This window comes from Nonomuraea sp. NPDC005730 (assembly GCF_040630865.1).
Taxonomy (GTDB): domain Bacteria; phylum Actinomycetota; class Actinomycetes; order Streptosporangiales; family Streptosporangiaceae; genus Nonomuraea.
Window position 1 is genome coordinate 13,517 of the sequence record NZ_JBEXYK010000082.1, and the last position, 22,456, is coordinate 35,972.

The 22,456-nt window shown below is 72.5% G+C and carries 23 protein-coding genes and 1 pseudogene; 17 read left to right on the plus strand and 7 right to left on the minus strand.

Annotated features, from left to right (window positions below):
• The first annotated feature begins 16 nt into the window (after positions 1-16).
• From ABZ444_RS46800 to ABZ444_RS46835, 8 genes are all read left to right on the plus strand, one after another.
• Positions 17-1,210: a M20 family metallopeptidase gene (locus ABZ444_RS46800; protein ID WP_358010778.1), complete on the plus strand. Its 1,194-nt coding sequence runs from the start codon at positions 17-19 to the stop codon at positions 1,208-1,210.
• Positions 1,210-2,175 (plus strand): zinc-dependent alcohol dehydrogenase family protein, encoded by a 966-nt coding sequence (locus tag ABZ444_RS46805; RefSeq protein ID WP_358010807.1) that lies wholly within the window; start codon positions 1,210-1,212, stop codon positions 2,173-2,175. Before ABZ444_RS46800 ends, ABZ444_RS46805 begins: the two co-directional genes overlap by 1 nt.
• 170 nt (positions 2,176-2,345) lie before the next feature.
• Positions 2,346-4,178: an ABC transporter substrate-binding protein gene (locus ABZ444_RS46810; protein WP_358010780.1), complete on the plus strand. Its 1,833-nt coding sequence runs from the start codon at positions 2,346-2,348 to the stop codon at positions 4,176-4,178.
• A 3-nt stretch (positions 4,179-4,181) separates the two neighbouring features.
• Positions 4,182-5,189, plus strand: coding sequence for an ABC transporter permease (locus tag ABZ444_RS46815; protein WP_357968965.1), 1,008 nt, complete (start codon positions 4,182-4,184; stop codon positions 5,187-5,189).
• Positions 5,186-6,091, plus strand: coding sequence for an ABC transporter permease (locus ABZ444_RS46820; protein WP_358010782.1), 906 nt, complete (start codon positions 5,186-5,188; stop codon positions 6,089-6,091). The genes ABZ444_RS46815 and ABZ444_RS46820 overlap by 4 nt, the downstream gene beginning before the upstream one ends.
• A 3-nt stretch (positions 6,092-6,094) precedes the next feature.
• Complete coding sequence (locus tag ABZ444_RS46825) at positions 6,095-7,081, plus strand: ABC transporter ATP-binding protein (RefSeq protein ID WP_357968961.1); 987 nt, start codon at positions 6,095-6,097, stop codon at positions 7,079-7,081.
• Positions 7,078-8,088, plus strand: coding sequence for an ABC transporter ATP-binding protein (locus ABZ444_RS46830; protein ID WP_358010783.1), 1,011 nt, complete (start codon positions 7,078-7,080; stop codon positions 8,086-8,088). Before ABZ444_RS46825 ends, ABZ444_RS46830 begins: the two co-directional genes overlap by 4 nt.
• Positions 8,088-8,942 carry a GNAT family N-acetyltransferase gene (locus tag ABZ444_RS46835; RefSeq protein WP_358010784.1) on the plus strand — a complete coding sequence of 285 codons (855 nt, stop codon included), beginning with the start codon at positions 8,088-8,090 and terminating at the stop codon, positions 8,940-8,942. The genes ABZ444_RS46830 and ABZ444_RS46835 overlap by 1 nt, the downstream gene beginning before the upstream one ends.
• A gap of 2 nt (positions 8,943-8,944) precedes the next feature.
• On the opposite strand, the gene ABZ444_RS46840 is transcribed toward ABZ444_RS46835, so the two are convergent.
• On the minus strand, positions 8,945-10,057 hold the full coding sequence (locus ABZ444_RS46840) for a DUF1343 domain-containing protein (protein WP_358010785.1): 1,113 nt from the start codon (positions 10,055-10,057) through the stop codon (positions 8,945-8,947).
• A gap of 57 nt (positions 10,058-10,114) precedes the next feature.
• Between ABZ444_RS46840 and murQ the strand changes: the two genes are divergently transcribed.
• From murQ to ABZ444_RS46855, 3 genes are read left to right on the plus strand one after another with little or no spacing between them, the layout of a single operon-like run.
• Positions 10,115-11,014, plus strand: coding sequence for an N-acetylmuramic acid 6-phosphate etherase (gene murQ, locus ABZ444_RS46845; protein ID WP_358010786.1), 900 nt, complete (start codon positions 10,115-10,117; stop codon positions 11,012-11,014).
• Positions 11,015-11,070: 56 nt separating this feature from the next.
• A complete protein-coding gene (locus ABZ444_RS46850; RefSeq protein ID WP_358010787.1) occupies positions 11,071-12,189 on the plus strand; it encodes a serine hydrolase domain-containing protein in 1,119 nt (372 codons plus the stop codon).
• A gap of 4 nt (positions 12,190-12,193) precedes the next feature.
• The gene (locus ABZ444_RS46855) at positions 12,194-12,571 is read left to right on the plus strand and encodes a VOC family protein (RefSeq protein ID WP_358010789.1); all 378 of its coding nucleotides are present in this window, start codon (positions 12,194-12,196) and stop codon (positions 12,569-12,571) included.
• Here ABZ444_RS46855 and ABZ444_RS46860 read toward each other — a convergent pair.
• Positions 12,568-13,464 (minus strand): TIGR03619 family F420-dependent LLM class oxidoreductase, encoded by an 897-nt coding sequence (locus ABZ444_RS46860; protein WP_358010790.1) that lies wholly within the window; start codon positions 13,462-13,464, stop codon positions 12,568-12,570. The genes ABZ444_RS46855 and ABZ444_RS46860 overlap by 4 nt on opposite strands.
• Positions 13,465-13,614: 150 nt before the next feature.
• Here ABZ444_RS46860 and ABZ444_RS46865 point away from each other — a divergent pair, with 150 nt between their 5' ends.
• Positions 13,615-13,854, plus strand: coding sequence for a hypothetical protein (locus tag ABZ444_RS46865; RefSeq protein ID WP_358010791.1), 240 nt, complete (start codon positions 13,615-13,617; stop codon positions 13,852-13,854).
• A 66-nt stretch (positions 13,855-13,920) separates the two neighbouring features.
• Here the strand turns inward: ABZ444_RS46865 and ABZ444_RS46870 are convergent, their stop codons facing one another.
• Positions 13,921-14,259, minus strand: coding sequence for a hypothetical protein (locus tag ABZ444_RS46870; protein ID WP_358010793.1), 339 nt, complete (start codon positions 14,257-14,259; stop codon positions 13,921-13,923).
• A 19-nt stretch (positions 14,260-14,278) separates the two neighbouring features.
• Here ABZ444_RS46870 and ABZ444_RS46875 point away from each other — a divergent pair, with 19 nt between their 5' ends.
• Both ABZ444_RS46875 and ABZ444_RS46880 read left to right on the plus strand, forming a co-directional pair.
• Positions 14,279-15,133 (plus strand): phosphotransferase, encoded by an 855-nt coding sequence (locus ABZ444_RS46875; RefSeq protein WP_358010794.1) that lies wholly within the window; start codon positions 14,279-14,281, stop codon positions 15,131-15,133.
• A 59-nt stretch (positions 15,134-15,192) separates the two neighbouring features.
• Entirely contained in the window at positions 15,193-15,453 is a 261-nt protein-coding gene (locus ABZ444_RS46880) for a zf-TFIIB domain-containing protein (protein WP_357968934.1), read from the plus strand.
• A gap of 73 nt (positions 15,454-15,526) precedes the next feature.
• On the opposite strand, the gene ABZ444_RS46885 is transcribed toward ABZ444_RS46880, so the two are convergent.
• The 3 genes from ABZ444_RS46885 to ABZ444_RS46895 form a co-directional block, all read right to left on the minus strand.
• Positions 15,527-16,516 carry a hypothetical protein gene (locus ABZ444_RS46885; protein ID WP_358010796.1) on the minus strand — a complete coding sequence of 330 codons (990 nt, stop codon included), beginning with the start codon at positions 16,514-16,516 and terminating at the stop codon, positions 15,527-15,529.
• A gap of 37 nt (positions 16,517-16,553) precedes the next feature.
• Positions 16,554-18,173, minus strand: coding sequence for an ABC-F family ATP-binding cassette domain-containing protein (locus tag ABZ444_RS46890; protein ID WP_358010798.1), 1,620 nt, complete (start codon positions 18,171-18,173; stop codon positions 16,554-16,556).
• Positions 18,174-18,407: 234 nt separating this feature from the next.
• Positions 18,408-18,935 (minus strand): CGNR zinc finger domain-containing protein, encoded by a 528-nt coding sequence (locus ABZ444_RS46895; RefSeq protein ID WP_358010800.1) that lies wholly within the window; start codon positions 18,933-18,935, stop codon positions 18,408-18,410.
• Between the two features lie 25 nt (positions 18,936-18,960).
• Between ABZ444_RS46895 and ABZ444_RS46900 the strand changes: the two genes are divergently transcribed.
• Both ABZ444_RS46900 and ABZ444_RS46905 read left to right on the plus strand, forming a co-directional pair.
• Complete coding sequence (locus ABZ444_RS46900; protein WP_357968925.1) at positions 18,961-19,143, plus strand: hypothetical protein; 183 nt, start codon at positions 18,961-18,963, stop codon at positions 19,141-19,143.
• 50 nt (positions 19,144-19,193) lie between these two features.
• Positions 19,194-20,951 (plus strand): long-chain fatty acid--CoA ligase, encoded by a 1,758-nt coding sequence (locus tag ABZ444_RS46905; protein WP_358010802.1) that lies wholly within the window; start codon positions 19,194-19,196, stop codon positions 20,949-20,951.
• Positions 20,952-21,024: 73 nt separating this feature from the next.
• On the opposite strand, the gene ABZ444_RS46910 is transcribed toward ABZ444_RS46905, so the two are convergent.
• Positions 21,025-21,915, minus strand: a complete 891-nt coding sequence (locus ABZ444_RS46910; RefSeq protein WP_358010803.1) for an NAD(P)-binding domain-containing protein — start codon at positions 21,913-21,915, stop codon at positions 21,025-21,027.
• An 87-nt stretch (positions 21,916-22,002) separates the two neighbouring features.
• Between ABZ444_RS46910 and ABZ444_RS46915 the strand changes: the two are divergent.
• Positions 22,003-22,350, plus strand: a pseudogene (locus ABZ444_RS46915) (MerR family transcriptional regulator); the annotation flags it as partial.
• Positions 22,351-22,456: the final 106 nt, after the last annotated feature.

Here is a 22,456-nt window from a genome sequence, read left to right on the forward strand (position 1 = left end):
GTGAACAATGTTCCTCATGTCGTTCACTGAATCCGCCCTGGACATGCGGGACGAGCTCATCCGGCTCCGCCGCTCCCTGCACACCACCCCCGAGCTCGGCCTGCAGTTGCCGAGGACGCAGGAGAAGGTGCTGGCCGCGCTCGACGGGCTCCCCCTGGAGATCACCACCGGCAAGACACTCAGCTCGGTCACCGCGGTGCTGCGCGGCGGCCGGCCGGGCCCCGCGGTGCTGCTGCGCGGCGACATGGACGCCCTGCCCGTGGCCGAGCGCAACGACCTGCCCTACATCTCCCAGACCCCGGGCCAGATGCACGCCTGCGGCCACGACCTGCACACCGCCATGCTGGTCGGCGCGGCCCGGCTGCTCAGCGCGCGGCGCGCGGACGTGGCCGGTGACGTGATCTTCATGTTCCAGCCGGGCGAGGAGGGGCACGACGGCGCCAAGCACATGATCGGCGAGGGCGTGCTCGACGCGGCCGGCGCCCGGCCGGTGGCGGCGTACGGGATGCACGTGGTGTCGGCCATGCTGCCGCCGGGGTTGTTCGCCTCGCGGAGCGGCCCGATGATGGCCGCGGCCGACGTGTTCTGCGTGACGGTGAAGGGCAGCGGCGGGCACGGGTCCAGCCCCCACCGCGCCAAGGACCCGATCGCGGCCGGCTGCGAGATGGTGACGGCGTTGCAGACGATGGTGACCCGCACGTTCGACGTGTTCGACCCCGTGGTGATCACCGTGGGCACCTTCCACGGCGGCTCGGCCGACAACGTGATCCCCGACGAGGCGCGCTTCGAGGCGACCGTGCGCACGTTCAGCAAGGAGCACCGGGTGCTGGTCAAGCGGCGTCTGGTGGAGGTGGTCGAGGGCATCGCGGCCGCGCACGGGCTGGCGGTCGAGACGTCGTTCGGCATGGGTTACCCGGTGACGGTCAACGACCAGGGCGAGGCCGGGTTCGTCTCGGCGACCGCCGACGAGCTGTTCGGGCCGGGCCGCTACTTCGTGGCGCCGCAGCCGGTCATGGGCTCGGAGGACTTCTCGTACGTGCTGGAGGAGGTGCCGGGCGCGTTCGTCTTCCTGGGGGCCTGCCCGCCCGACCGCGACCCGGCCACGGCGCCCTACAACCACTCGCCGGACGCCGTCTTCGACGACTCCGTGCTGCCCGACGGCGCCGCGCTGTACGCCTCGCTGGCCTACGAGCGCCTGTCGCGGCCGTGATGCTCGCCTGGGTGGTGGACCGGCCGGGGCCGATGGCGACCGGCCCGCTCGTGCGGGTCGAGCGGGACGTCCCCGAGCCCGGCCCCGGCGAGGTGCTGGTCCGGGTCGAGGCGTGCGGCGTGTGCCGGACCGACCTGCACCTGGCCGAGGGCGACCTCGCGCCGCGGCGGCCGCGGACCACCCCCGGGCACCAGGTGGTGGGCCGGGTCGAGGGCTCCGGCGAGCGGGTGGGGGTGGCCTGGCTGCGCTCGACCTGCGGCCGGTGCCGCTACTGCCTGCGCGGCACGGAGAACCTCTGCCCGGACTCCACCTACACCGGCTGGGACGCCGACGGCGGCTACGCCGAGTACGTCGTGGCCCCGGCCGGCTACGTCTACCCCCTGCCGGCCGACGTGCCGGCCGAGCGGCTGGCGCCGCTGCTGTGCGCGGGCATCATCGGCTACCGGGCGCTGGCCCGCTGCGACCTGCCGCCGGGCGGCCGTCTCGGCATCTACGGCTTCGGCGCCTCGGCCCATCTCACCGCGCAGGCGGCCATCGCGCAGGGCGCCACGGTCCACGCCGTGACCAGGTCGGACGCCTCCAGGGAGCTGGCGCTGGAGCTGGGCGCGGCCTCGGCGGGCGACCGGCCGCCCGAGCCGCTGGACGCGGCGATCCTGTTCGCGCCGGTCGGCGACCTGGTGCCGCCCGCGCTGGAGGCGCTCGACCGCGGCGGGACGCTGGCGATCGCCGGCATCCACCTGACCGACGTGCCCGCGTTGAACTACGAGCGGCACCTGTTCCAGGAGCGCACGCTGCGCAGCGTGACCGCCAACACCAGGGCCGACGGCCGGGCCTACCTGGAGCTGGCGCTGGCCCATCCGCCGCGGGTGGCGACCACGATCTACCCGCTGGAGGCGGCCGGCCGGGCGCTGGCCGATCTGGCCGCCGACCGCGTCAGCGGCGCCGCCGTGCTGGTCGTGGACTGAAGCCCCGCTCCGTCGCACGATGGAGATTGGCGCCATGGCGGACCTCTATGAAGGAAAGTTACATTACACTCACAACATCTGGAGATTATTGACGCTGCCTGCTGGCGACCGTAGGGTCCGGTCAATTCCCTACAGATCCTCAACAGGTCCGACATCCCCCGGAGCGGCAGATGAAGCGACTGGCAGCGGTAGTGGCGTTGCTGGGCCTCGCCACCGCCACAGCGGCGTGCAGCGGTGGTACTAACAACAAGTCCGGCGGCTCGAGCGGCGGTGGTGGCGGGCTCTTCACCACGATCGACGTCAACAGGCCCGGCCTGGAGGCCACGGCCCCGGCCAACCCGTACAACCCGAAGGGCAACTCCTTCCCCGGCTACACGGCGATGAAGCTGGGCTGGGTCAAGAACCACCTGACCGACCCCAACCAGGCCCTCCCCGGCATCGCGGAGAGCTGGGAGATCGCGCCGGACAACTCGGCGATCACCCTGAAGCTCCAGCCGAACGCCAAGTGGTCCGACGGCAAGCCGGTCACCGCCGAGGACGTCAAGATGTCCATCGGCATCGCCTACACCCAGGGCAGCACGGCGTTCTCCATCACGCCGGGCGCCGCGGGCGCGGCGGCGGACGTGACCGTGGTCGACGACCACACCCTCAAGATCACCCAGGACATGGCGAACCCGAGCCCCAAGTTCGCCCGCGGCGTGCTCGACACGTTCGTCCTGCCCTCCCACGTGTGGAGCAGCGTGCTCCCCGCGGACTTCTGGGACCAGCTCAAGGCCTCCAGGGGCGAGGGCGCCGAGGCCGACAAGGCCCGCGAGACCATCACCGGCCTGGGCGAGAAGGTGCTCACCTTCGCCCCGCCGAAGGACACCTCGGCCGGCCCGTTCGTGCTGGAGCGGGTGAACCCGTCCGAGGCGCTGCTGGTCAAGAACAAGTACTTCTACAACGCGGCGAACGTGGCGCCGGCGCAGGTGAAGTTCCTCAACTACACCGGCAACGAGCAGATCTGGAACTACCTCACCGCGGGCAAGCTCGACCACGCCGGCTTCACCGCCGCCCCGTCCGACGTGATGAACCGGATCAAGGCGGCCGCCGGCAACGAGGTCATCAAGGGCTACTCGCCGGTCGCGGTGAGCATGGCCTTCAACCAGTCCAAGAAGCCGTACGACAACGTGCACGTGCGCCGCGGCCTGGCCTACCTGATCAACCGCGAGGAGGTCACCAAGGTCGCCTCGCCCGAGGGCGGCACGGCGGCGGTCACCACCAGCGGCATCCACCAGAAGGCCGCGCAGGCGTGGATCCCCGACGAGCTGCCCAAGCTGGAGCCGTACGCGCCCGACGTGGCCAAGGCCGAGGCCGAGTTCAAGGAGGCCGGCCTCACCAAGAAGGACGGCAAGTGGACGCTGGCCGACGGCTCGGCGTGGAAGGTCTCCATGCACGCGCCCTCCGGCTTCTCCGACTGGCTGTCGGCCCAGGAGAACATCAAGAGCCAGCTCGTCAAGGCCGGCGTCGACGCCGAGGTCGTCACGACCGCCGACTACCCCCTCTACCTGGAGGAGCTGGCGGCCGGCAAGTACGACGCGGGCTTCTGGCTGATGGCCCTCGGCCCCGCGCCGTACGACATCTACCAGCGCCTGTACGGCGCCTCCAACGGCTGGACCAACGTCGCGGGCAAGGTCAAGCACTCCGAGCCCGGCAAGGCCGGCAACTGGATGGGCGGCCCCGAGGAGATCGAGGTCGACGGCGCCAAGATCAACCCCGGTGAGCTGACCGGCAAGCTGAACTCGGCCACCGAGGAGCAGGCCAAGCCGATCATGGCTCAGCTCGCCAAGGCCGCCAACCAGGACCTCCCGGTCATCCAGCTCTGGGACTACGTCAACACCCAGTTCGTCAACAACAGCCGCTTCACCGGCTGGCCGCACGACGACGAGATCCTGCGCATGGGCGCCGGCGTCCTGCCCTCGGGCGTCTGGATCCAGCTCGGCATGATCAAGGCGAAGTCGTAGTTCATGGCGCTCATCGCACGACGACTCGCGGGCCACCTGGCCCGCGGGTTCGTCATGATCCTCGTAGTCGCGACGATCAGCTTCTTCATCATCAACAACATCCCCGGCGACCCGATGGCCGCCCGCTACGAGAAGCTGGTCGAGCAGGGCATGTCGCCCGAAGCCGCCGCGCAGGCCGTCAAGGTCCTGTACGGCTTCCTGCCCGACGGCACGCTCTGGCAGCAGTACACCGACTACATGACCGGCCTGCTCCACCTCGACCTCGGCATGTCGGTCAGCAGGCCCGGCACCTCCGTGGTCGACGTGCTCACCGACGCGGCCAAGTGGACCGTTCTACCGGTGCTGGCCGGCACGTTGCTGAGCTTCATCGTCGGGATCCTGCTCGGCGTGTACGCCGCCATCAAGCGCACCGGCAAGCTGGGCGACGCCCTGGCCATCTCCGGCTCGCTGCTGCACGGCATCCCGCAGTACGTGCTGGCGATGCTGCTCGTGGTGATCTTCGCGACGCTGCTCCCGATCCTGCCGGCCGACGGCTCGGTGGACATCCTGTTCGAGCCCGGCTTCAACGCCGGCTACATCGGCTCGCTGGTCGAGCACGCGGTGCTGCCGGTGGCCACGTACGCGCTGTCGGCCTACGGCGGCTGGATCCTGGCGATGAAGTCGAGCGTGGTCACCGTGCTGGGCGACGACTTCATCCTGGCCGCCGAGCTGCGCGGCATGAAGCGCTCGATCGTGTTCCGCTACATCGCGCGCAACGCGATCCTGCCGCTGTTCACCATGCTCGCCCTGTCGCTGGGCCTGCTGCTGGGCGGCGCGGTCTTCATCGAGAAGATCTTCAACTACCCGGGTCTCGGCTGGCTGCTGATCAGCGGCGTCCAGGACCGCGACTACGGCCTGATGGGCGGGGCGTTCCTGCTGATCACGGTCGGCACGATCATCGCCAACATTGTCGCGGACCTGTTCTACACGGTCATCGACCCGCGGGTGCGCAGCGGAGAGGAGGGCTCGTGAGCGCCACGCTCATCCCGGAGGCCGCGCCGGCCGCCTCGGCCATGCGCCGCAACTTCTGGCACGGCGTATGGCGGGTGATGAAGCGCAAGCCCAGCCGCATGGCCGGGGTCGTCATCATCGCCGGTTTCATCGTCATGGCCGTGCTCGGGCCGATGCTGCTGCCCGAGCACCTGCCGGGCAACGCGAGCGCGATCACCCAGCCGCCGAGCTGGGACCACTGGTTCGGCACCGACCCGCAGGGCCGGGACGTGATCGCGCTGGTGATCAAGGGCTCGCGTTACGTCTTGCTCACCGCCCTGGTCACCGCGCTCATCACGGTCGTCGCCGGCACCGCGATCGGCCTGTTCTCCGGCTTCAAGCGGGGCCGCTGGGACACCGTGCTCATGCGGCTGACCGACATGAAGCTCACCATCCCCGGCCTGCCGCTGCTGCTGGTGCTGGCGACCGTGTGGAAGTTCGGCAACCCCTTCCAGATGGGCCTGGTGCTCGGCCTGCTCGGCTGGGGCGGCGTGGCGCGGGCGGTGCGCTCGCAGACGCTGTCGCTGCGCGAGCGCGGGTTCATCGAGGCCGCCCGCGGGCTCGGGCTGTCCACCACGCACATCATCGGCAGGGAACTGCTGCCGAGCATGGCGCCCTACATCGCGATGAACATGCTCATCGCGGTCACCGGCGCGGTCTACTCGCAGGTGGGCCTGTTCTTCCTGGGCGTGCTGCCGTACGAGTCGGACAACTGGGGTGTGATGCTCAACCTCGCCGTGTTCCAGGCGGGCGCGATGATCACGCCGAACGCGCTGGGCTACCTGCTGGCGCCACTGCTGGCGATCCTGCTGCTCACGCTCGGCATCGTGCTCGTGGTGGACGCCATGGACGAGATCTTCAACCCCAGGCTGCGCGAGGAGTAGCAAGTGGCCGAACAAGCGCCGGGAGTGCGCATCGACGGCCTGACGGTCGTCTACAAGACCCCCGCGGGCGAACTGCCCGCCGTCCGGGACGTCACGCTGACGCTGGAGCCCGGCACGATCACCGGCATCGTCGGCGAGTCCGGCTCGGGCAAGTCCACGCTGGCGCTGTCGCTGCTCAACGCGGTGCAGCCGCCGGGCAGGATCGCCGCGGGAAGCGTCGAGATCGACGGTCTCGGCGACGTGACCGGTTTCGCCGGCGAGGAGCTGCGCAAGGCCCGCGGCCGGCACATCGGGTACGTCTTCCAGGCCGCCCAGAACTCGCTCAACCCGCTCAAGACGGTCGGCAAGCAGCTCCTCGACCTGGGCCGCTCGCACGGCGTGGAGGACCTGCCCGGCCTGGTCCGCGAGGCCAAGGAGCTGCTCGGCCGGATGGGCCTGGACGGCGCGCGCGTGCTCGACTCGCACCAGCACGAGCTGTCCGGCGGCATGCGCCAGCGGGTCGGCATCATGCTGGCCCTGGTGCTCAACGCCCACCTGGTGGTGCTCGACGAGCCGACGACCGCCCTGGACATGATCACCCAGGCGAACATCCTGAAGATCGTCCGCGAGGTGCACGCCGAGCGCGGCCTGACCACGCTGGTCATCACGCACGACATCGGCGTCGTGGCCGAGGTCGCCGACCGCCTGGTCGTCATGTACGGCGGCCGCCTGGTCGAGCAGGGCCCCACCCGCGACGTGCTCGGCTCCCCCAGTCACCCCTACACCAGGGGCCTGATCAGGGCCATCCCCCGGCTCGTGGGCGACATCGCCGAGGCCCAGGCGCTGCCCGGCCGGCCGCCGACGCTGGCCACGGTGCCGAAGGAGGGCTGCGTGTTCAGGGAGCGCTGCGCGCTGCGCATGGACGTGTGCGACACCGCCGACCCGCAGGCCGTGGCGCATGGATCGAGGGTCGTGGCCTGCCACGCCGTGACCGTGAAGGAGCACGCGTGATCACCGGGACCGGCATCGTCAAGACGTACAAGCAGCGCGGCAACGTGCTGGCCGGGCGAGAGGTGCGGGCGCTGCGCGGGGTGGACTTCTCCATCCCCAAGGGCGGCGCGGCCTCCTTCATCGGCGAGTCCGGCTGCGGCAAGACCACGCTGGGCCGGATCATCGCCGGGCTGGAGACCTACGACGAGGGCGAGATCGTCATCGGCGACGTGTCCATGTCGGGGCTCAAGCAGAAGAAGCGCCAGCCGTACTTCCGCAAGATCCAGATGATCCACCAGGACCCGTACTCGGCGCTCAACCCGACCCGGACCATCCACCAGACGCTGTACGCGCCGCTCAGCCTGCGGGCCGGGCAGACCGGGCGGTCGAAGGAGTGGATCGAGGAGCGGGCCGCCGAGGTGCTGTCGATGGTGGGCCTCGACCCGGGCTCGGTGCTGGCGCGCTACCCGCACCAGCTCTCGGGCGGCATGCGGCAGCGGGTGGTCATCGCCCGCGCGCTGACCGTCGACCCGGAGATGCTGGTCGCCGACGAGGCCGTCTCGATGATCGACGTCTCGCTCCGGCTGGGCATCCTCGCGCTGCTGAAGGACCTGCGCGAGCGGCTGGGCGTGAGTGTGCTGTTCATCACCCACGACGTGGCCACCGCCCGCTACATCGGCGACGACGGCGAGCTCTACGTCATCTACCGCGGCCAGGTCGTCGAGCGTGGCCCGGTGGACACGGTCATCGCCGACCCGGTGCACCCGTACACGCAGTCGCTGCTGTCGGCCATCCCCGTGCTGCACGGCCTGGAGGAGCCCGGCGCGCAGCCGGTGTCGCCGCTGGAGTCGCTGGACGAGAGCAAGGCCGACGAGGGCTGCCTGTTCACCCGCCGCTGCCCCTTCCGCGGCGAGCGGTGCGCGGGCGAGCGGCCGCTGCTGCAGATCACCGAGGGCGTGCCGCAGCAGCACGCGTGCTTCTACCCCGAGCGGCGCGACGTGATCGCGCGCCCGATGAGCGAGGTGTGATGTCGCCCACCGTCCGCGGGGCGGACCTGGCCGAGGCCGCCCGGGTGGCCGCCGCCGCGCTGACGCTGGACGCCCCCGAGGCCCCCGACCTGGTCCGGCGCCTGGCCGAGCCGCCCGCCGAGCGCCGCTGGACGGCGCTGGCGACCGACGGCGGGGTGGTGATGACGTCGGTCTCGTCGAAGGACCCCGAGGTCGGGCACCTGGACCTGCTGGCCGTGCACCCCTCGGTCCAGGGCCGCGGGCACGGGCGGGCGCTGGTGCGGGCGGCCGAGGAGTGGCTGCGGGGGCACGGCGTGCGGCAGGCGCGCTTCGCCGGGAACCCGCCCTGCTACGCCTGGCCCGGCATCGACGTGCGGTACACCGCCGCCGCCTGCCTGGCCGAGAGCCTCGGCTACGAGCGTTACCACGTCGCCTGGAACATGACCGCCGACCTGCGGGCCGACCTGTCCGTCGAGGACGACCTGGCGCGGCTGGAGCAGGCGGGGGTCACGGTGCGGGCGGCGGGCGCCGACCGCTCGGCCGTGGCCGCGTTCGTCGAGGAGCACTGGAACGAGCGGTGGGCCTGGGAGGCGGCCAACGCGACCGGCCTGCACTACGCCGAGCGCGACGGGCGCGTCCTGGCCTTCGCCGCCTGGGGGGCGCGGCCGGCCTGGTTCGGCCCGATGGGCACCGCTCCGGACGCCCGCGGGCTCGGCCTCGGCGGGGTGCTGCTGCGCCGCTGCCTGGCCGAGCAGCGGGCCGCCGGTCAGCAGAGCGCCGAGATCGGATGGGTGGGGCCGTTGCGGTTCTACTCGCGCGCCGTGGGCGCGCGAGCCGAACGCGTCTTCTGGCTCTACCGGCGCGATCTGGCGTGATGTCAGCTGTAGAGCAGATGTCCTTCGGGACGGCCGGGCGGCGGGCACAGCTCGCGCGGGTCGTCCCCGGCCTCCAGGCAGCGCGTGAGCGCGTCGGAGCCCCACAGCAGGTCGAGGAACAGGTCCTCGCCCTTCCAGACCAGGTCGTCCGGGTAGAGGACGCGGGCCGTGTGCAGCATCGACAACCCGGTCAGCACCGGCCGGAAGGCCCGCGGGTCGTGCACGTGCAGCTGCACCCCGCGGACGGGGACGCCCGCGTGCTTGTGGAACGTCGGCGTGAACCAGGTGTCCCTGAATCGCACGCCAGGCAGCTCCAGCCCGTTCAGGGCGGCCGCGTAGCGCTCGTCCGCGTACGGCGCCCCGACCAGCTCGAACGGCCGGGTGGTGCCGCGGCCCTCGGAGAAGTTCGTGCCCTCGAACAGCCCGGTGCCCGGGTAGACCAGCGCGGTGTCGGGGGTCGGCATGTTGACCGAGGGCATCACCCAGGGCAGGCCGGTCTCCGCCCAGCTCATGTCCCGCCGCCAGCCCTCCATCGTGACCACCCGCAGGTCGGCGTCGAAGCCGAACAGCGCCGCCAGCTCCCCCGCGGTCCTGCCGTGGCGCACGGGCAGCGGGAAGCGGCCCACGAAGCTGGCGAACGCCGGGTCCAGCAGGGGGCCCTCCTCGACGGTCCCGCCCAGGGGGTTGGGCCGGTCCAGCACCACGAACGACAGGCCCAGCCGGGCGGCCGAGGCCAGCAGGTCGTACATGGTCCACACGAAGGTGTAGAAGCGGGCGCCCACGTCGGCGATGTCGAAGATCAGCGTGTCCACGCCGGAGGCGGCGACCACGCGGTCGAGGTCGTCGCCCGACAGCTCGTGGGTGTCGTGGACCGGCAGTCCCGTCGCGGGGTCCACCGCGTCGCGCTCGCTCGATCCCGCCTGGGCCGTGCCGCGCAGGCCGTGTTCGGGGCCGAACAGCGCGGTCAGGGGCAGGCCCGCGGCCAGCAGGGCGTCGGTCGTGGGGGTCAGGTCGGGCAGGACGCCGGTGGGATTGGTGATCAGGCCGAGACGGGTGCCGCCGGCCAGCGCGGGGTCCGCGGCCAGCCGTTCGGCTCCGGTGCGTACGTGTGACATGGATCCATTCTCTGAAAGATATTTACAACTGAGAAGTAAAGGGTGGAAATTAGCGTCATGATTGATCCGCTGCCCGAGCTGTCCACCGAGCAGAGCGATCCCCGCTACAGCCAGATCGACCGGCTGCCGACGGAGCAGATCGCCCGACTGATGAACCAGGCCGACGCCGAGGTGCCCGTGGCCGTGGCCGCGGCCGTCCCGGCGATCTCGGCGGCCATCGACGCGATCGCCGCCCGGATGGCCGAGGGAGGCAGGCTGCTGTACGTCGGCGCCGGCACCTCGGGACGGCTGGCCGTGCTCGACGCCAGCGAGTGCCCTCCCACGTTCGGCACCGACCCCTCGCTGGTGCAGGGCGTCATCGCGGGCGGGTCCGAGGCGCTGACCCGGTCCATCGAGGGCGCGGAGGACGACGCCGAGGCGGGCGCGGCGGCCATGAAGGACCTGGAGGTGGGCGCGCTCGACTCGGTGGTGGGCGTGTCGGCCAGCGGCCGGGCCCCGTTCGTGCTGGGCGCGCTGGCCGAGGCCGCCGGCCGGGGGGCGCTGACCGCGGCGCTGTCGTGCAACACGGGCGCGCCGCTGTCGGCCGCCGCCGAGCACGGGATCGAGGTCGTGGTGGGACCCGAGGTGGTGGCGGGCTCGACCAGGCTGAAGGCGGGTACGGCGCAGAAGCTCGTGCTCAACATGATCTCGACGATCTCCATGGTCAGGCTGGGCCGGACCTACGGGAACAAGATGATCGAGATGTCGGCCATGAACAGCAAGCTCGCCTCCCGCGCGCTGCACATGGTGAGCGAGATCACCGGGGCCGACGCCGCGACCGCGGGCGCGGCGCTGGAGGCGGCCGGCGGGCAGGCGAAGACGGCCGTGGTGATGATCCAGCACGGGCTGGACCCCGAAGCGGCCCGCGCGCTGCTGGAGTCGCACGGAGAGCGGCTCAGCGACGCGCTCAGCGGCTGACGTACCGGCCGGGAAGCCCCGGGGGACCATCGGGGACTGACGAGGGGGGAACGGGGATGTCGGACCGGCTGGAGCGCCTGCTGGCCGCCGCGGTGCCCGAGGTGTGCCCGGCGGCGGTCGCGCTGATCGCGGCGCACGGCACGGTGACCGCCGCCGCGGCGGTGGGCGAACTGGTCAGGTACACCGACGCCGTGCCAGGCGGCACGCGGGACGGCGACTCCGACGGCGGGCGGGACACCGGGTCCGAGGGCCCGGGGACGCTCGCCGCCGATCGGCCCCCCGCGCGCCGGGACTCGGTGTTCGACCTGGCCTCGGTCAGCAAGCTCTGCACCACCGCGGTGGTGCTCTCGCTCGCCGAGGAGGGCCTGCTGGACCTGGACGAGCCGGTCCGGGCGTGGATCCCCGGGGCCGACCCGCGGATCACGCTGCGCCGCCTGCTCACCCACACGGCGGGCCTGACGCCGACCCGCCGGATCGACCTGGAGCTTCCGCAGGCCGGGCCGGACGAGCGCATGGCCGCGATGGTCGGCACGCCGGTCACCGGCCCGGTCGGCGGCCCCTACCTCTACAGCGACGTCGGCATGGTGATGGCCGGCCGGATCGCCGAGCTGGCCGCCTCCGCCCCGCTCGACGCCCTGGTCCGCGCCCGGATCACGGACGTGCTCGGCCTGCGCGGCACCGGTTACCGCCCGGTCGGCGGCGGCGGGCCGGCCGAGCGCGTCGCCGCGACCGAGTTCAAGCCCGAACGGCCGGGCCCCGGCTGCGTGCGCGGCGAGGTGCACGACGAGACGGCCCACGCCCTGGGCGGGGTGGCCGGGCACGCGGGCCTGTTCGCCCCGGCGGACGACCTGCTGGCCTTCGGAGAGGCGCTGCGGCTGGGCGGGGGCGCGATGCTGAGCCCGTCGAGCGTGGCCGAGATGACCCGCGACCAGGGGGCGGAGGGGGCGGCGTTCCGGCACGGGCTCGGCGTCCGGATCGGCGACCCCGGCATCGTGGGCCCGCTGAGCGGCGCCTACGGCCACTCCGGCTTCACCGGGACGTCGCTGGTGGTCGATCCGGCGCGCGGGCTGACCGTGGTGCTGCTGACCAACGCCGTCCATCCGGTGCGCGGGCGGCCGGGGATGCGCGAGCTGCGGTGCGCGGTGGCCGCCGAGGCGCTGCGGCACGTAGCGTGAACGCATGCCCGTGCAGCTGAACCACACCATCGTCGCCGCCACCGACCGGGACGCCACGGCCGACTTCCTGGTCGACGTCCTCGGCCTGGAGCCCGCGCCGGTCTACGGCCCGTTCCGGGTCGTGACGCTGGCCAACGACGTCTCGCTCGACGTGATGCAGGCCGACGGCGAGGTGACCCCGCAGCACTACGCCTTCCTCGTCGGCGAGGAGGAGTTCGACCAGATCTGGGGCCGGATCAGGAGCCGCGGCCTGACGTTCTGGGCCGATCCGGGGCACACCAGGCCCGGCGTGATCAACACCCACGACGGCGGCCGCGGGCTCTACTGGTCCGGCCCCGACGGGCACAACCTGGAGATCATCACGGTCCCCTACGGCGGTTAGGGCGCCAGCGCCTCCAGGGCCTCCTCGGCCCGGCGCATCGCCTCCCCGGCGTCGGCGGTGACGATCTCCCGGTCGAAGTTGAGGTCGTGGAAGACGTCCGTGACGCCCTCGGCGGCCAGGGCGGCGACGTCCTGCCTGATCTGCTCGTAGGTGCCGGTCAGCGGCCGGCGGACGTCCTCGGCGCCCGCGGGCCGCACCTGCGTGACGCCGCGGCACACGAAGCGGAACGCGGCCGCGTCGCGCCCGGCGCCGGCGATCGTCTCCTTGATCAGCCCGATCCGGCCCGCGACCGCCGACAGGTCCTCCCTGCTGGAGCTGATCCAGCCGTCGGCCAGCCGGCCGGCCCGGCGCAGCGCGACCTCGGCGGTGCCGCCCAGCAGCACCTGCGGCGGGCCCGGCGCCGGCTTGGGGTCGATGTGGGCGGCCGGCACCCGGTAGAACTCGCCGTCGTGCTCGACGACGTCGTCCGTCCACGCCTTGCGCAGCAGCTCGACGAACTCCTCGCCCCTGCGCCCGCGCCGCTCCATGCCGACGCCCGCGGCCTCGAACTCCTCCGGCACCCAGCCGAGCCCGACGCCGGCGCTGACCCGGCCGCCGGAGAGGGTCTGCAGGGTGGCGAGCTGCTTGGCCAGCACGACCGGCTGCACGTACGCGTTGACCACGGCCACGCCCAGCCGGATCGTCCCGGTGACGCCGGACAGGTGCGCCAGCGTGACCAGCGGGTCGTGGACGCTGCGGTAGGTCGGCCCCATGGGATGGCCGACGGGGTACAGCAGCCGCTGGAACGTCCAGAGCTCGTGGTAGCCCAGTTCCTCGGCCCGCGTGGCGACGCGGCGCATGTTCTCCGGTGTGGCCCAGGGCCCTGACTGGGGTACGGCGAAACCGATTCTCATGGTCCCAGTCTGACCGACCCCGGTTCGCGATCTCCCACCACCCGAAAGGTACAAGATCGACAAAAGGGGCATCCTTATGATCAAGAAGCGTTACCGTGGGAATGATCAACACGGCGCGCCCCGCGCCGTGCCCACGAGGAAGGACGATGCATGCGACAGAAGTCCGCACGGCTCGGCGTGGCACTGGCCATGGCCGGGACCCTCGCCGTCGGCACCCTCTCCGTCGCCGCTCCGGCCGCCGCTTCGGCCACGAGCTGGACCCCGTACCAGGCGTACCGCACCCTGCAGAACTGCGTGTCGGCGGGCACCACCCTGCTCGTCACGAAGGGGTACAAGGAGTACGAGTGCCGCTGGGACAGCCCGTACTACATGCTCTGGCTGAGGAAGTAGGCGCGGCCGGGCTCGGTAGCGCCTGACGGCGGCCCTCCGTGGGCTCAGGTGGCTTCATCCGTCATGTCACCCGTGCCCCCGCTCCCGCCGCGCCCGGGCCCGCGCCCGCTCCAGCGAGGTGGCTCGCGCCAGCGCCGCACGCGCCCGCTCGATCTCCTCCTGGCCCGGACCGTCCGCCGCCTCCGGCTCGACCGCCCACCGCGCCGGCTCCTGGGCCGCCTCACCGTCCGCGCGCCTCGCGCGCCGGCCCGCCGCCGGCCGCCGCTCCCGGCGGCGCCGCGCGGCCTCCTGATCCTGCTCCCGCATCGCCTGGGCGGCCCGCGGCGAGCTCGCCCTGAGCCACTCGCGCGCCAGCGCCGCCCACTCCCTCGCTCCCGCCATCACGACGGCATTTACCCCCAACACTGCCCAATACTCTGTACGAGTGGGTCTAGAGGAGGAGCTTGCGGGCATCGCCGCGGCGTACGGCGGCACGGGCGAACCCGTGCGACACCAGACACGCACCGACGTGGTCGTGTTACGGATGGGCGAGGTGGTGGTCAAGGCCCACTCCGCCCGCGACGAGGTGGAGCCGCTGCGCGCCCGCCTCAGGGCCGCCGCCGCGGCCGCGGTCAACGGCGTGCTGCTGGCCCCGCTGGCGGCCGAGGTGCTGACGGCGGCGGGCCGCGCGGTCAGCGTCTGGCCGGCCGGCCGCCCGGTCCCCCACGACGATCCCGGGTCCGCCCCCTGGGAGGAGGGCGCGCGGCTGCTGGCCCGGCTGCACGCCGTCCCCCTGACGCTGGTGCCGCCGATGCCGCCCGCCGGAGGCCCGGCGCGGGCCGCCCGCGCGGTGTCCAGGATGAGCGGCGACGGCCCGGTCGAGCAGCTCGTCAGGCACGCGTTCAAGGAGCTGCCCGAGCCCGCCCCGGTGCCGGGCCTGCTCACCCATGGCGACTGGCACCTGGGCCAGCTCGTCTGCCGCGACCGGTGGCTGCTCATCGACGTCGACGACCTGGGTGTCGGCGACCCGGCCTGGGACCTGGCGCGACCGGCCGCCTGGTACGCGGCGGGCCTGCTGGAGCCGGCCGTCTGGGAACGCTTCCTCGGCGCCTACCTGGCCTCGGGCGGCCCCGCGCTCGGCCAGGGCGACGATCCCTGGCAGCGGCTCGACCTGCCGGCCAGGGCGCTGACCGTGCAGCTGGCCGCCGTGGCCGTGTTCAACGCCGAGCGCGAGAACCGGGAACTCGACGAGGTGGAGCACGCGTTAATCGAATCGTGCAGCAGAATCGTCCGAGCGTGACGGGGGCCGCACGCGGTAGGTTTCAGCCTGAGACCCCGGATCCAAGGAGAGCGACTTAGATGCAGTGCCCGAAGTGCCGCGGCAACATGCGGACATATGAGCGCAACGGCGTCCACATCGAGCAGTGCGACAACTGCCGTGGGATCTTCCTCGACTATGGCGAGCTGGAGACCCTGACCCGCATGGAGTCGCAGTACCACACCGCTCCGCCGCCGCCCCCCGCCGCCCCCGGGCCGGCCTGGGGCGCTCCTCACCACGGCGGCCACCACTACGGCCACCACCGCCAGCGCAGCTGGGTGGGCATGCTGTTCTCGACCTGATCGCCCCGGCAGCCGGAAAAGGGCCGCGCGTTCGCGCGGCCCTTTCGCGTGTGCGGGTTCGGCTCCGGAGGGGTCAGCTCGGGAAGTCGTCGGGGTTGACGGGCGCGGTGCGGGCGTTGCCGCCGGAGATGGCGTGCAGGGTGACCCGCCAGTCGTGCCAGAGGATCTGGGTGGCGGTGACCGTGGTCTTGAATTTCACCGACTTCTGGAACCGCTCGAAGCTGCACTGGCGGCTGAAGGACCGGCTCTTGCCGTCCCAGTCCACGCCGTGGGTGAAGTAGATCTTGTACGTGCCGTCGGGCACGCCCCTGACCTTGAACTTGGTCTTCTTGCGCACGTACACGCTGAACGTCTTGCCGCCGCCCCTGACCGCCGTGACGACGGCGTCGCGGGTGCCGCCGTTGTCGACCTCCAGGGAGCTGCGGCCGCCGAGGGAGGTCCGGCGGATGAACGCGCCGTTCTTCAGCCGCCTGTTCTGCTTGCCGCCGGCCTTGACGGTGACGACGTCGGCCGGGTAGTCGCCGGCGCTCTGCAGGGCCTCGCCCGCCCTGTTCAGGGCGGTGAGCTTGGTGTTCAGGTCGCTCAGCACGGCCGAGGAGGTGCACAGCTCGCGGCTGCCGACCTTGCCCGCCGTGGAGCCGAGCTCGGTGGCGAAGTCGCGCAGGCTGGTGACGTACGCGTCGTGCTGGGTGCGGATCTCGGCGGGCGGGGCGATCGCGGACAGGGCGTCGGCGGCGCCGCTCAGCGCCTGCTCGGCCTTGTCCACGCGCTGGTTGAGCGACTGGACCCCGCGCGCTCCGGCCAGCCCGTTGATCGCGCCGGCCATCGCCTTGTGCCTGTTGTCGAGCTCGCCCTTGTACGCCTCCGGCGTCAGGGCGCTGACGCTGGGACTGGACCCCGACGTGGGGTCGCCACCGGGGTCGCTGGCGGGAGCTCCGCCCTTGCCGTCCGCCACGCCGCTGACCTTCGGCTCACCGCCGGTCAGCGGTGGCGGAGAGGAGCAGGCGGCGAGCGTCACCGTCGCCAGGGCGAGAACGCAGGAGATCAACCGGGGTGAAGCCACCTGCCCCACTATTGCCCGGTTGATCCCCACACGTCAATTACGATTCGGCCAGTCCCGCGTCCCGATCCTGTCGCAGCCACCGGGTGATCCCCAGCGTCTCCAGGAACGGCACGTCATGGCTGGCCACGACGAGCGCGCCCTGGTAGGCCGCCAGCGCCTGGGAGAGCTGGCGCACGCTGGACAGGTCCAGGTTGTTCGTCGGCTCGTCCAGCAGCAGGAGCTGCGGCGGCGGATCGGCCGACAGCAGCGCGGCCAGGGTGGCGCGGAACCGCTCGCCGCCCGACAGCGTGCCCACGGGCTGGTCGGCCCGCGCGCCGCGGAACAGGAAGCGGGCCAGCCGCGCCCGCACGTCGTTGACCGAGGCCGCCGGCGCCACGGCCCGGACGTTGTCCACGACGCTCAGCGCGTCGTCGAGCACGTCGAGCCGCTGTGGCAGGTACCGCACCGGGACGTGCGCGCCGTGCTCGACGATCCGGCGCAGCAGGGTCGTCTTGCCCGACCCGTTGGGCCCGAGCAGCGCGATGCGTTCGGGGCCGCGGACGACCAGCCGGTCGAGCACCTTGAGCCCGTCCCGGCCGGGCATGCCGTCCGGGCCGCCGGGGCCGTCAGGGCCGTCGGGGCGGTCGAGCGGCAGCGTCAGCAGGGTCCGGCCGGCCGGGACGGCGGTGCCGGGCAGCTCGACGCGGATCTCGGCGTCGTCGCGCACGGCCAGCTCCGCCTCGGTCAGCCTGCCCCTGGCCTCGGCCAGGCGCTCCTGGTGCAGCGCGCGGTGCTTGCCCGCCGACACCTGGGCCTTCATCTTGAGCCCGCCGGCGACGATCTTGGGCACCTTCTTGTTCTCGAACGCCTTCCGCGCGTTGCGCCTGCGCCGGTCGAGCCTGGTCCTGGCCTCGATCAGCTCGCGCTGCTGCCGCCGCACCTCGCCCTCGGCGGTCCTGACCGTGCGCTCGGCCGCCTCCTGCTCGGCCGCGACCTGCTCCTCGTAGTCGCTCAGGTTGCCGCCGTACAGGCGCACGGCGGCGTCGCGGAGCTCGGCGATCTGGTCCACGAGGTCGAGCAGCGCCCGGTCGTGGCTGACCACGACCAGCACCCCCGGGTACGCCGAGACTGCGGCGTAGAGCCGCTGGCGGGCGTCCAGGTCGAGGTTGTTGGTGGGCTCGTCGAGCAGCAGCACGGCGGGACGCTTGAGGATCTGCGCGGCCAGCGCGACCATGACGGCCTCGCCGCCCGACAGCGTCGCGACCGTGCGGTCGAGCCCGACGTGGCCGAGCCCGAGCCGGTCGAGCTCGGCCCGCGCGCGTTCCTCGACGTCCCAGTCGTCCCCGATGGCGGCGAAGTGCTCCTCGGCGACGTCGCCGCTCTCGACGGCGTGCAGCGCGGCCCGCTTCCCGCTGATCTCCAGCAGGTCGGACACCGTACGGCCGCCCTCCAGCGGCACGTTCTGCGGCAGGTACCCCACCTCGCCGGTGACCGAGACCGTGCCCGATCCCGGGGTCAGCTCCCCGGCGATGACCTTGAGCAGGGTGGACTTGCCCGACCCGTTCGCCCCGATGAGCCCGGTACGCCCGGCGGGGAAGGCGGCGTCGAGACCGTCGAGCACCATGGTCCCGTCGGGCCGGCCGAAGGACACGTGATCGACGACAATGGAAAAAGACATCAGGCGGCTCCCATCACAAAAACCGAAATTTCGTGACTTGGCGGGAAACACCGCTGCGCGCGCGACAACCAGGCAGCCTGAGCTGGAGAAAACCGGGGCGAAGAGGTCGCCGAGGTCGAGGTGTACGCGCGACAGAGCCCGTGACCGGGCGGGTAGGCGCGGTGCCCGCGGCCTCAGATCCTCACGTCAACAGCCCCCAGGGGTCGGCGATACGACCCAGACATATTACCCAAATCACGACCGACGGGCAACGCCCCGGGCGCGATGGGCGGCCACGTTGACCCGGTTCGCGCAGGTCAGCGAGCAGAACCGGCGCCGCCCGTTGCGCGAGGTGTCCACATAGACGATGTCGCACCCCGTCCGGTCGCACCGCCCGAGCCGCCGCCCGTCGGAGAAGCACACGGCCATGGCCAGCCCGCCCGCGGTGGTGTCCTTGGCCCTGGAGACGATGTCGGCCTCGGTGGAGAAGAAGTGCAGGTGGGGCTCCAGGCCGTCGTGGGTGCTGATGTGCGGCTTGGAGGCGGTGACCTCCAGCAGCTCGTTGATCAGCCGCACCTGGACCCCGGGGTCGGGCTCCCCGAAGACGGGGGCCAGCCGGCGTGCCCAGGCGGCCAGCTCCGCCGCCTGGGCCGGGGTGACGTCCGTGCGCCACATGGCGTTGGCCGTGAGCGTCTCCCGCACCGCGGCCGGGTTGAAGTCGCTCGTGTTGACCAGCGCCGCGGCGAGTTCGGCGCCGTTGCCGCCGTAAGTGTTGAAATGCACAAGGCCATTACACCAGGTTGGAGTCATGCATCCCGGAGAGCCGCACGACCCCTTCGCCCTGACCCTCGTCTCCTCCCACCGCACCTCCGAGGGCCTGGTCTCCTACCTGCGCTGCGCCTGCGGCGCGTGGGAGGTGCGCACGTCCAGGACGGTCGCGTGCGCCGGCCCGCCCCCGGCCGGCGGCAGGTCGATCACGGCCATCGACTGATCCGGCGCACTCGTCCTAGAGTCGGCAGCACACCCCTCAGGAGGTCAGGCATGTCCAGCATTCCCTCCCTGCTGCGCGACCGGATCGCGGCCACCCCCGACGCCGAGGCGTACCGGGTGCCGTCGGGCGAGGCGTGGACCTCCCTGTCGTGGAGCGAGGTCGGCGAGCGCGTCCGCGGGCTGGCGCTGGGGCTGTCCGGGCTCGGCGCGGGGCCCGGCCGGCGCGTGTCGATCCTCTGCTCGACCAGGCTCGAATGGATCCTCGCCGACCTGGCCGTGCTCTCCACGGGCGCGGCCACCACCACCATCTACCCGTCGAACACGGCCGCCGAGTGCGCCTTCGTCATCACCGACTCCGGCAGCACGATCGTCATCGCCGAGGACGACGAGCAGGTGGCCAAGCTCAGGTCCGTGCAGAAGGAGCTGCCCGACGTGACGTGCGTGGTCGTCGTCGACGGCTCGGCTAGCGACGACGGCTGGGTGGTCACCCTGGACTCGGTCAGCCGCGCGGAAGGCGACTACGACGCCCTGGTGGACGCCATCGCCCAGGACGACCTGGCCACGCTCATCTACACCTCCGGCACCACCGGACGCCCCAAGGGCGTCGAGCTCACCCACGACAACTGGCTGTTCGCGGCCGGCTCGGTCCGCGAGATCGGCCTCCTGTCCCCCGCCGACCTGCACTTCCTGTGGCTGCCGCTGTCCCACTCGTTCGGCAAGCTGCTGGAGGTCGTGATGATCGACATCGGCGTGCCGACCGCGATCGACGGCCGCCTCGACCGCATCGCCGACAACCTGGGGGCGCTGCGCCCGACCGTGATGGCCGCCGCGCCGCGCATCTTCGAGAAGATCCACAACACGGTCGTCGCCACCGTGCGCCGCGAGGGCGGGGTCAAGCTGCGCATCTTCGAGTGGGCGCGGGAGACCGGCCTGCGGGTCAGCAGGGCGCGGCAGCGCGGGGCGGCCGTCCCGCTCACCACCCGGGTCGAGCACGGGCTGGCCGACCGGCTGGTCTTCGCCAAGCTGCGGGCGCGCTTCGGCGGCCGGATCCGCTTCTTCATCTCCGGGGCCGCGCCGTTGTCGCGGGACGTCGCCGAGTTCTTCGACGGCGCCGGCCTGACGATCCTGGAGGGGTACGGCCTGACCGAGTCGTCGGCGGGCAGCTTCCTCAACCGTCCCGAGTCGGTGCGGTTCGGCACGGTCGGCCCGCCGCTGCCGGGCACCGAGGTCCGCATCGCCGACGACGGCGAGATCCTCATCGGCGGGCGCGGCGTCATGCGCGGCTACCACGGCCTGCCCCAGGAGACGGCCGAGGCGCTGGCGGACGGCTGGCTCCACACCGGCGACATCGGCGAGCTCGACGACGCGGGCCGGCTGCTGATCACCGACCGCAAGAAGGAGCTGATCAAGACCTCGGGCGGCAAGTACGTCGCCCCCACCCACCTGGAGGGCCGGATCAAGGCCGCCTGCCCGTTCGCCTCGCACGTGTTCGTGCACGGCGACCGCCGCAACTACGTGACGGCACTGGTCACCCTCGACATGGACGTCGTGCGCCCGTGGGCCGAGGCCGAGTCGCTGCCGGCCGACGCCGAGGCGCTGCGCGGGCACCCGCGCATGCGCGAGGAGGTCGACAAGGCGATCCGGCAGGTCAACGCCGACCAGGCCAGCTACGCCACGGTCAAGAAGTTCGCGATCCTGGCCGGCGACTTCACCGTGGAGACCGGCGAGCTGACGCCCAGCCTGAAGATCAGGCGCAAGGCCGTGGAGGAACGCCACGCCGACGTCCTCGACGGCTTCTACGCCGACTGACGACGCCGACTGACGACGGCGGGCCCCGGGGCCCGCCGCCGTCCGGCGAGCCTGGCGCAGGGGCCCGTCCGTCTCACTCCCGGCCGGAGGGCTTGCGGAACTGCTCGATCAGCGCCGTGTAGCCCTCGCCGCCGTGCCCCGCCGCGACGGCCCGGCCGGCCAGCTCCCTGACGAAACGCGGCAGCGTGGCGTCGACGCCGTGCGACTCGCTCTCGTGCACGAGGTGGTCCATGGCCGCCACGTGCGTGTCGAGGGTCGAGTCGGTGGCCGGGTGCGTGCCCTCGTCGATCTGCCGCGCGTAGTCGGCCAGCCAGCCGGCCACGGTCTCGACGCCGTTCCGCGCGACCGGGGCGAACGCCGCGGCCTCCACCCCGGCGGCCCCGAGCAGCGCGGCGCCCTGGAGGAAGCCGTTGAGGATGTTCCACATCAGGCTCAGCACCCCGACGTCGTAGAGCGCCGACAGGCCGTGGTCCGCGCCGAGGTACGTCGTCGCGCCGCCGAGGCTGCGCAGCGCCGGTTCGTGCAGGTCGAAGGCCGATCGCGGGCCGCTGTAGAGGAGGGCGGCCGCCGGGGTGCCGATGGCGGCGGGGGTTGTCATGATCGCGCCGTCGAGGTAGGCGCCGCCGTGCCGGGCCACCCGCGCGGCGGTGTCGCGGGCCTCGGCGGAGGTGCCGGAGGTGAGGTTGACCAGCACCCGGCCGTCCAGGGCGGCGCCCAGCGGGTCGAGCACCTCGTGGACGGCGTCGTACCCGGTCAGGCAGACGATCACGAGCGGGGCGGCGGCCACGGCGTCCCGCGCCGACCCGGCCCGTACGGCGCCCTGCCCGGCCAGCCGGTCGGCCTTGGCCGCCGTACGGTTCCAGACGGTCGTCGGCCGGCCGTCGCGCAGGAACGCCCCGGCCAGCGCCTCCCCCATCAGCCCCAGGCCCAGGACGGTCACGGGGGTACGGCCTTCGTTCGTCATCACAGTCGCTCTCCCAAAAAAGGTGGTTCAGCAGCTATGGGAGAATCGTCAACGTTCAGACCGGTATGAAGGTCAAGGGGGACGGCCGTGCTGATCGGTGACCTGAGCCGGCGGACCGGGGTCCGCCCGCACCAGTTGCGCTACTACGAGGCCCAGGGCCTGCTGGAGCCCAGCCGCCGCGCCAGCGGCTACCGCGAGTACGACGACGGGGCCGTGCTGACCGTGGCCCAGATCAGGAAGCTGCTCGACGCCGGGCTGTCGACCGACGAGATCGCGTACCTGCTGCCCTGCGTCACGGGCCCCGACCCCGATCTGGTGCCCTGCTCCGAGCTGCTGGACACGCTACGCGCCCGGCTGCGCGGCCTCGACGAGCAGATCGACACGCTCAGCCGCTCCCGGCACGCCCTGCGCGGCTACCTGGAGACCACCGAACGGCGCGCGCCGGCCGATCAGGCCGGCCGCGCTCCCCGCCGCGCGGGGGCGCGCCCGCGGGGGTGCGCGGCGCATGGCGGACCAAGATCTCGGGACCGCGGGCGGGCGC

Excerpts from the sequence above, each read along its gene's own strand:
- ABZ444_RS46805 (WP_358010807.1), top strand. The coding sequence starts at position 1,210 with ATGCTCGCCTGGGTGGTGGACCGGCCGGGGCCGATGGCGACCGGCCCG.
- ABZ444_RS46865 (WP_358010791.1), top strand. The coding sequence starts at position 13,615 with ATGCGACAGAAGTCCGCACGGCTCGGCGTGGCACTGGCCATGGCCGGG.
- ABZ444_RS46860 (WP_358010790.1), bottom strand. The coding sequence starts at position 13,464 with ATGAGAATCGGTTTCGCCGTACCCCAGTCAGGGCCCTGGGCCACACCG.
- ABZ444_RS46900 (WP_357968925.1), top strand. The coding sequence starts at position 18,961 with ATGCATCCCGGAGAGCCGCACGACCCCTTCGCCCTGACCCTCGTCTCC.
- ABZ444_RS46910 (WP_358010803.1), bottom strand. The coding sequence starts at position 21,915 with ATGACGAACGAAGGCCGTACCCCCGTGACCGTCCTGGGCCTGGGGCTG.
- ABZ444_RS46880 (WP_357968934.1), top strand. The coding sequence starts at position 15,193 with ATGCAGTGCCCGAAGTGCCGCGGCAACATGCGGACATATGAGCGCAAC.
- ABZ444_RS46800 (WP_358010778.1), top strand. The coding sequence starts at position 17 with ATGTCGTTCACTGAATCCGCCCTGGACATGCGGGACGAGCTCATCCGG.
- ABZ444_RS46855 (WP_358010789.1), top strand. The coding sequence starts at position 12,194 with ATGCCCGTGCAGCTGAACCACACCATCGTCGCCGCCACCGACCGGGAC.
- ABZ444_RS46890 (WP_358010798.1), bottom strand. The coding sequence starts at position 18,173 with ATGTCTTTTTCCATTGTCGTCGATCACGTGTCCTTCGGCCGGCCCGAC.
- ABZ444_RS46810 (WP_358010780.1), top strand. The coding sequence starts at position 2,346 with ATGAAGCGACTGGCAGCGGTAGTGGCGTTGCTGGGCCTCGCCACCGCC.
- murQ (WP_358010786.1), top strand. The coding sequence starts at position 10,115 with ATGATTGATCCGCTGCCCGAGCTGTCCACCGAGCAGAGCGATCCCCGC.
- ABZ444_RS46905 (WP_358010802.1), top strand. The coding sequence starts at position 19,194 with ATGTCCAGCATTCCCTCCCTGCTGCGCGACCGGATCGCGGCCACCCCC.
- ABZ444_RS46840 (WP_358010785.1), bottom strand. The coding sequence starts at position 10,057 with ATGTCACACGTACGCACCGGAGCCGAACGGCTGGCCGCGGACCCCGCG.
- ABZ444_RS46815 (WP_357968965.1), top strand. The coding sequence starts at position 4,182 with ATGGCGCTCATCGCACGACGACTCGCGGGCCACCTGGCCCGCGGGTTC.
- ABZ444_RS46850 (WP_358010787.1), top strand. The coding sequence starts at position 11,071 with ATGTCGGACCGGCTGGAGCGCCTGCTGGCCGCCGCGGTGCCCGAGGTG.
- ABZ444_RS46835 (WP_358010784.1), top strand. The coding sequence starts at position 8,088 with ATGTCGCCCACCGTCCGCGGGGCGGACCTGGCCGAGGCCGCCCGGGTG.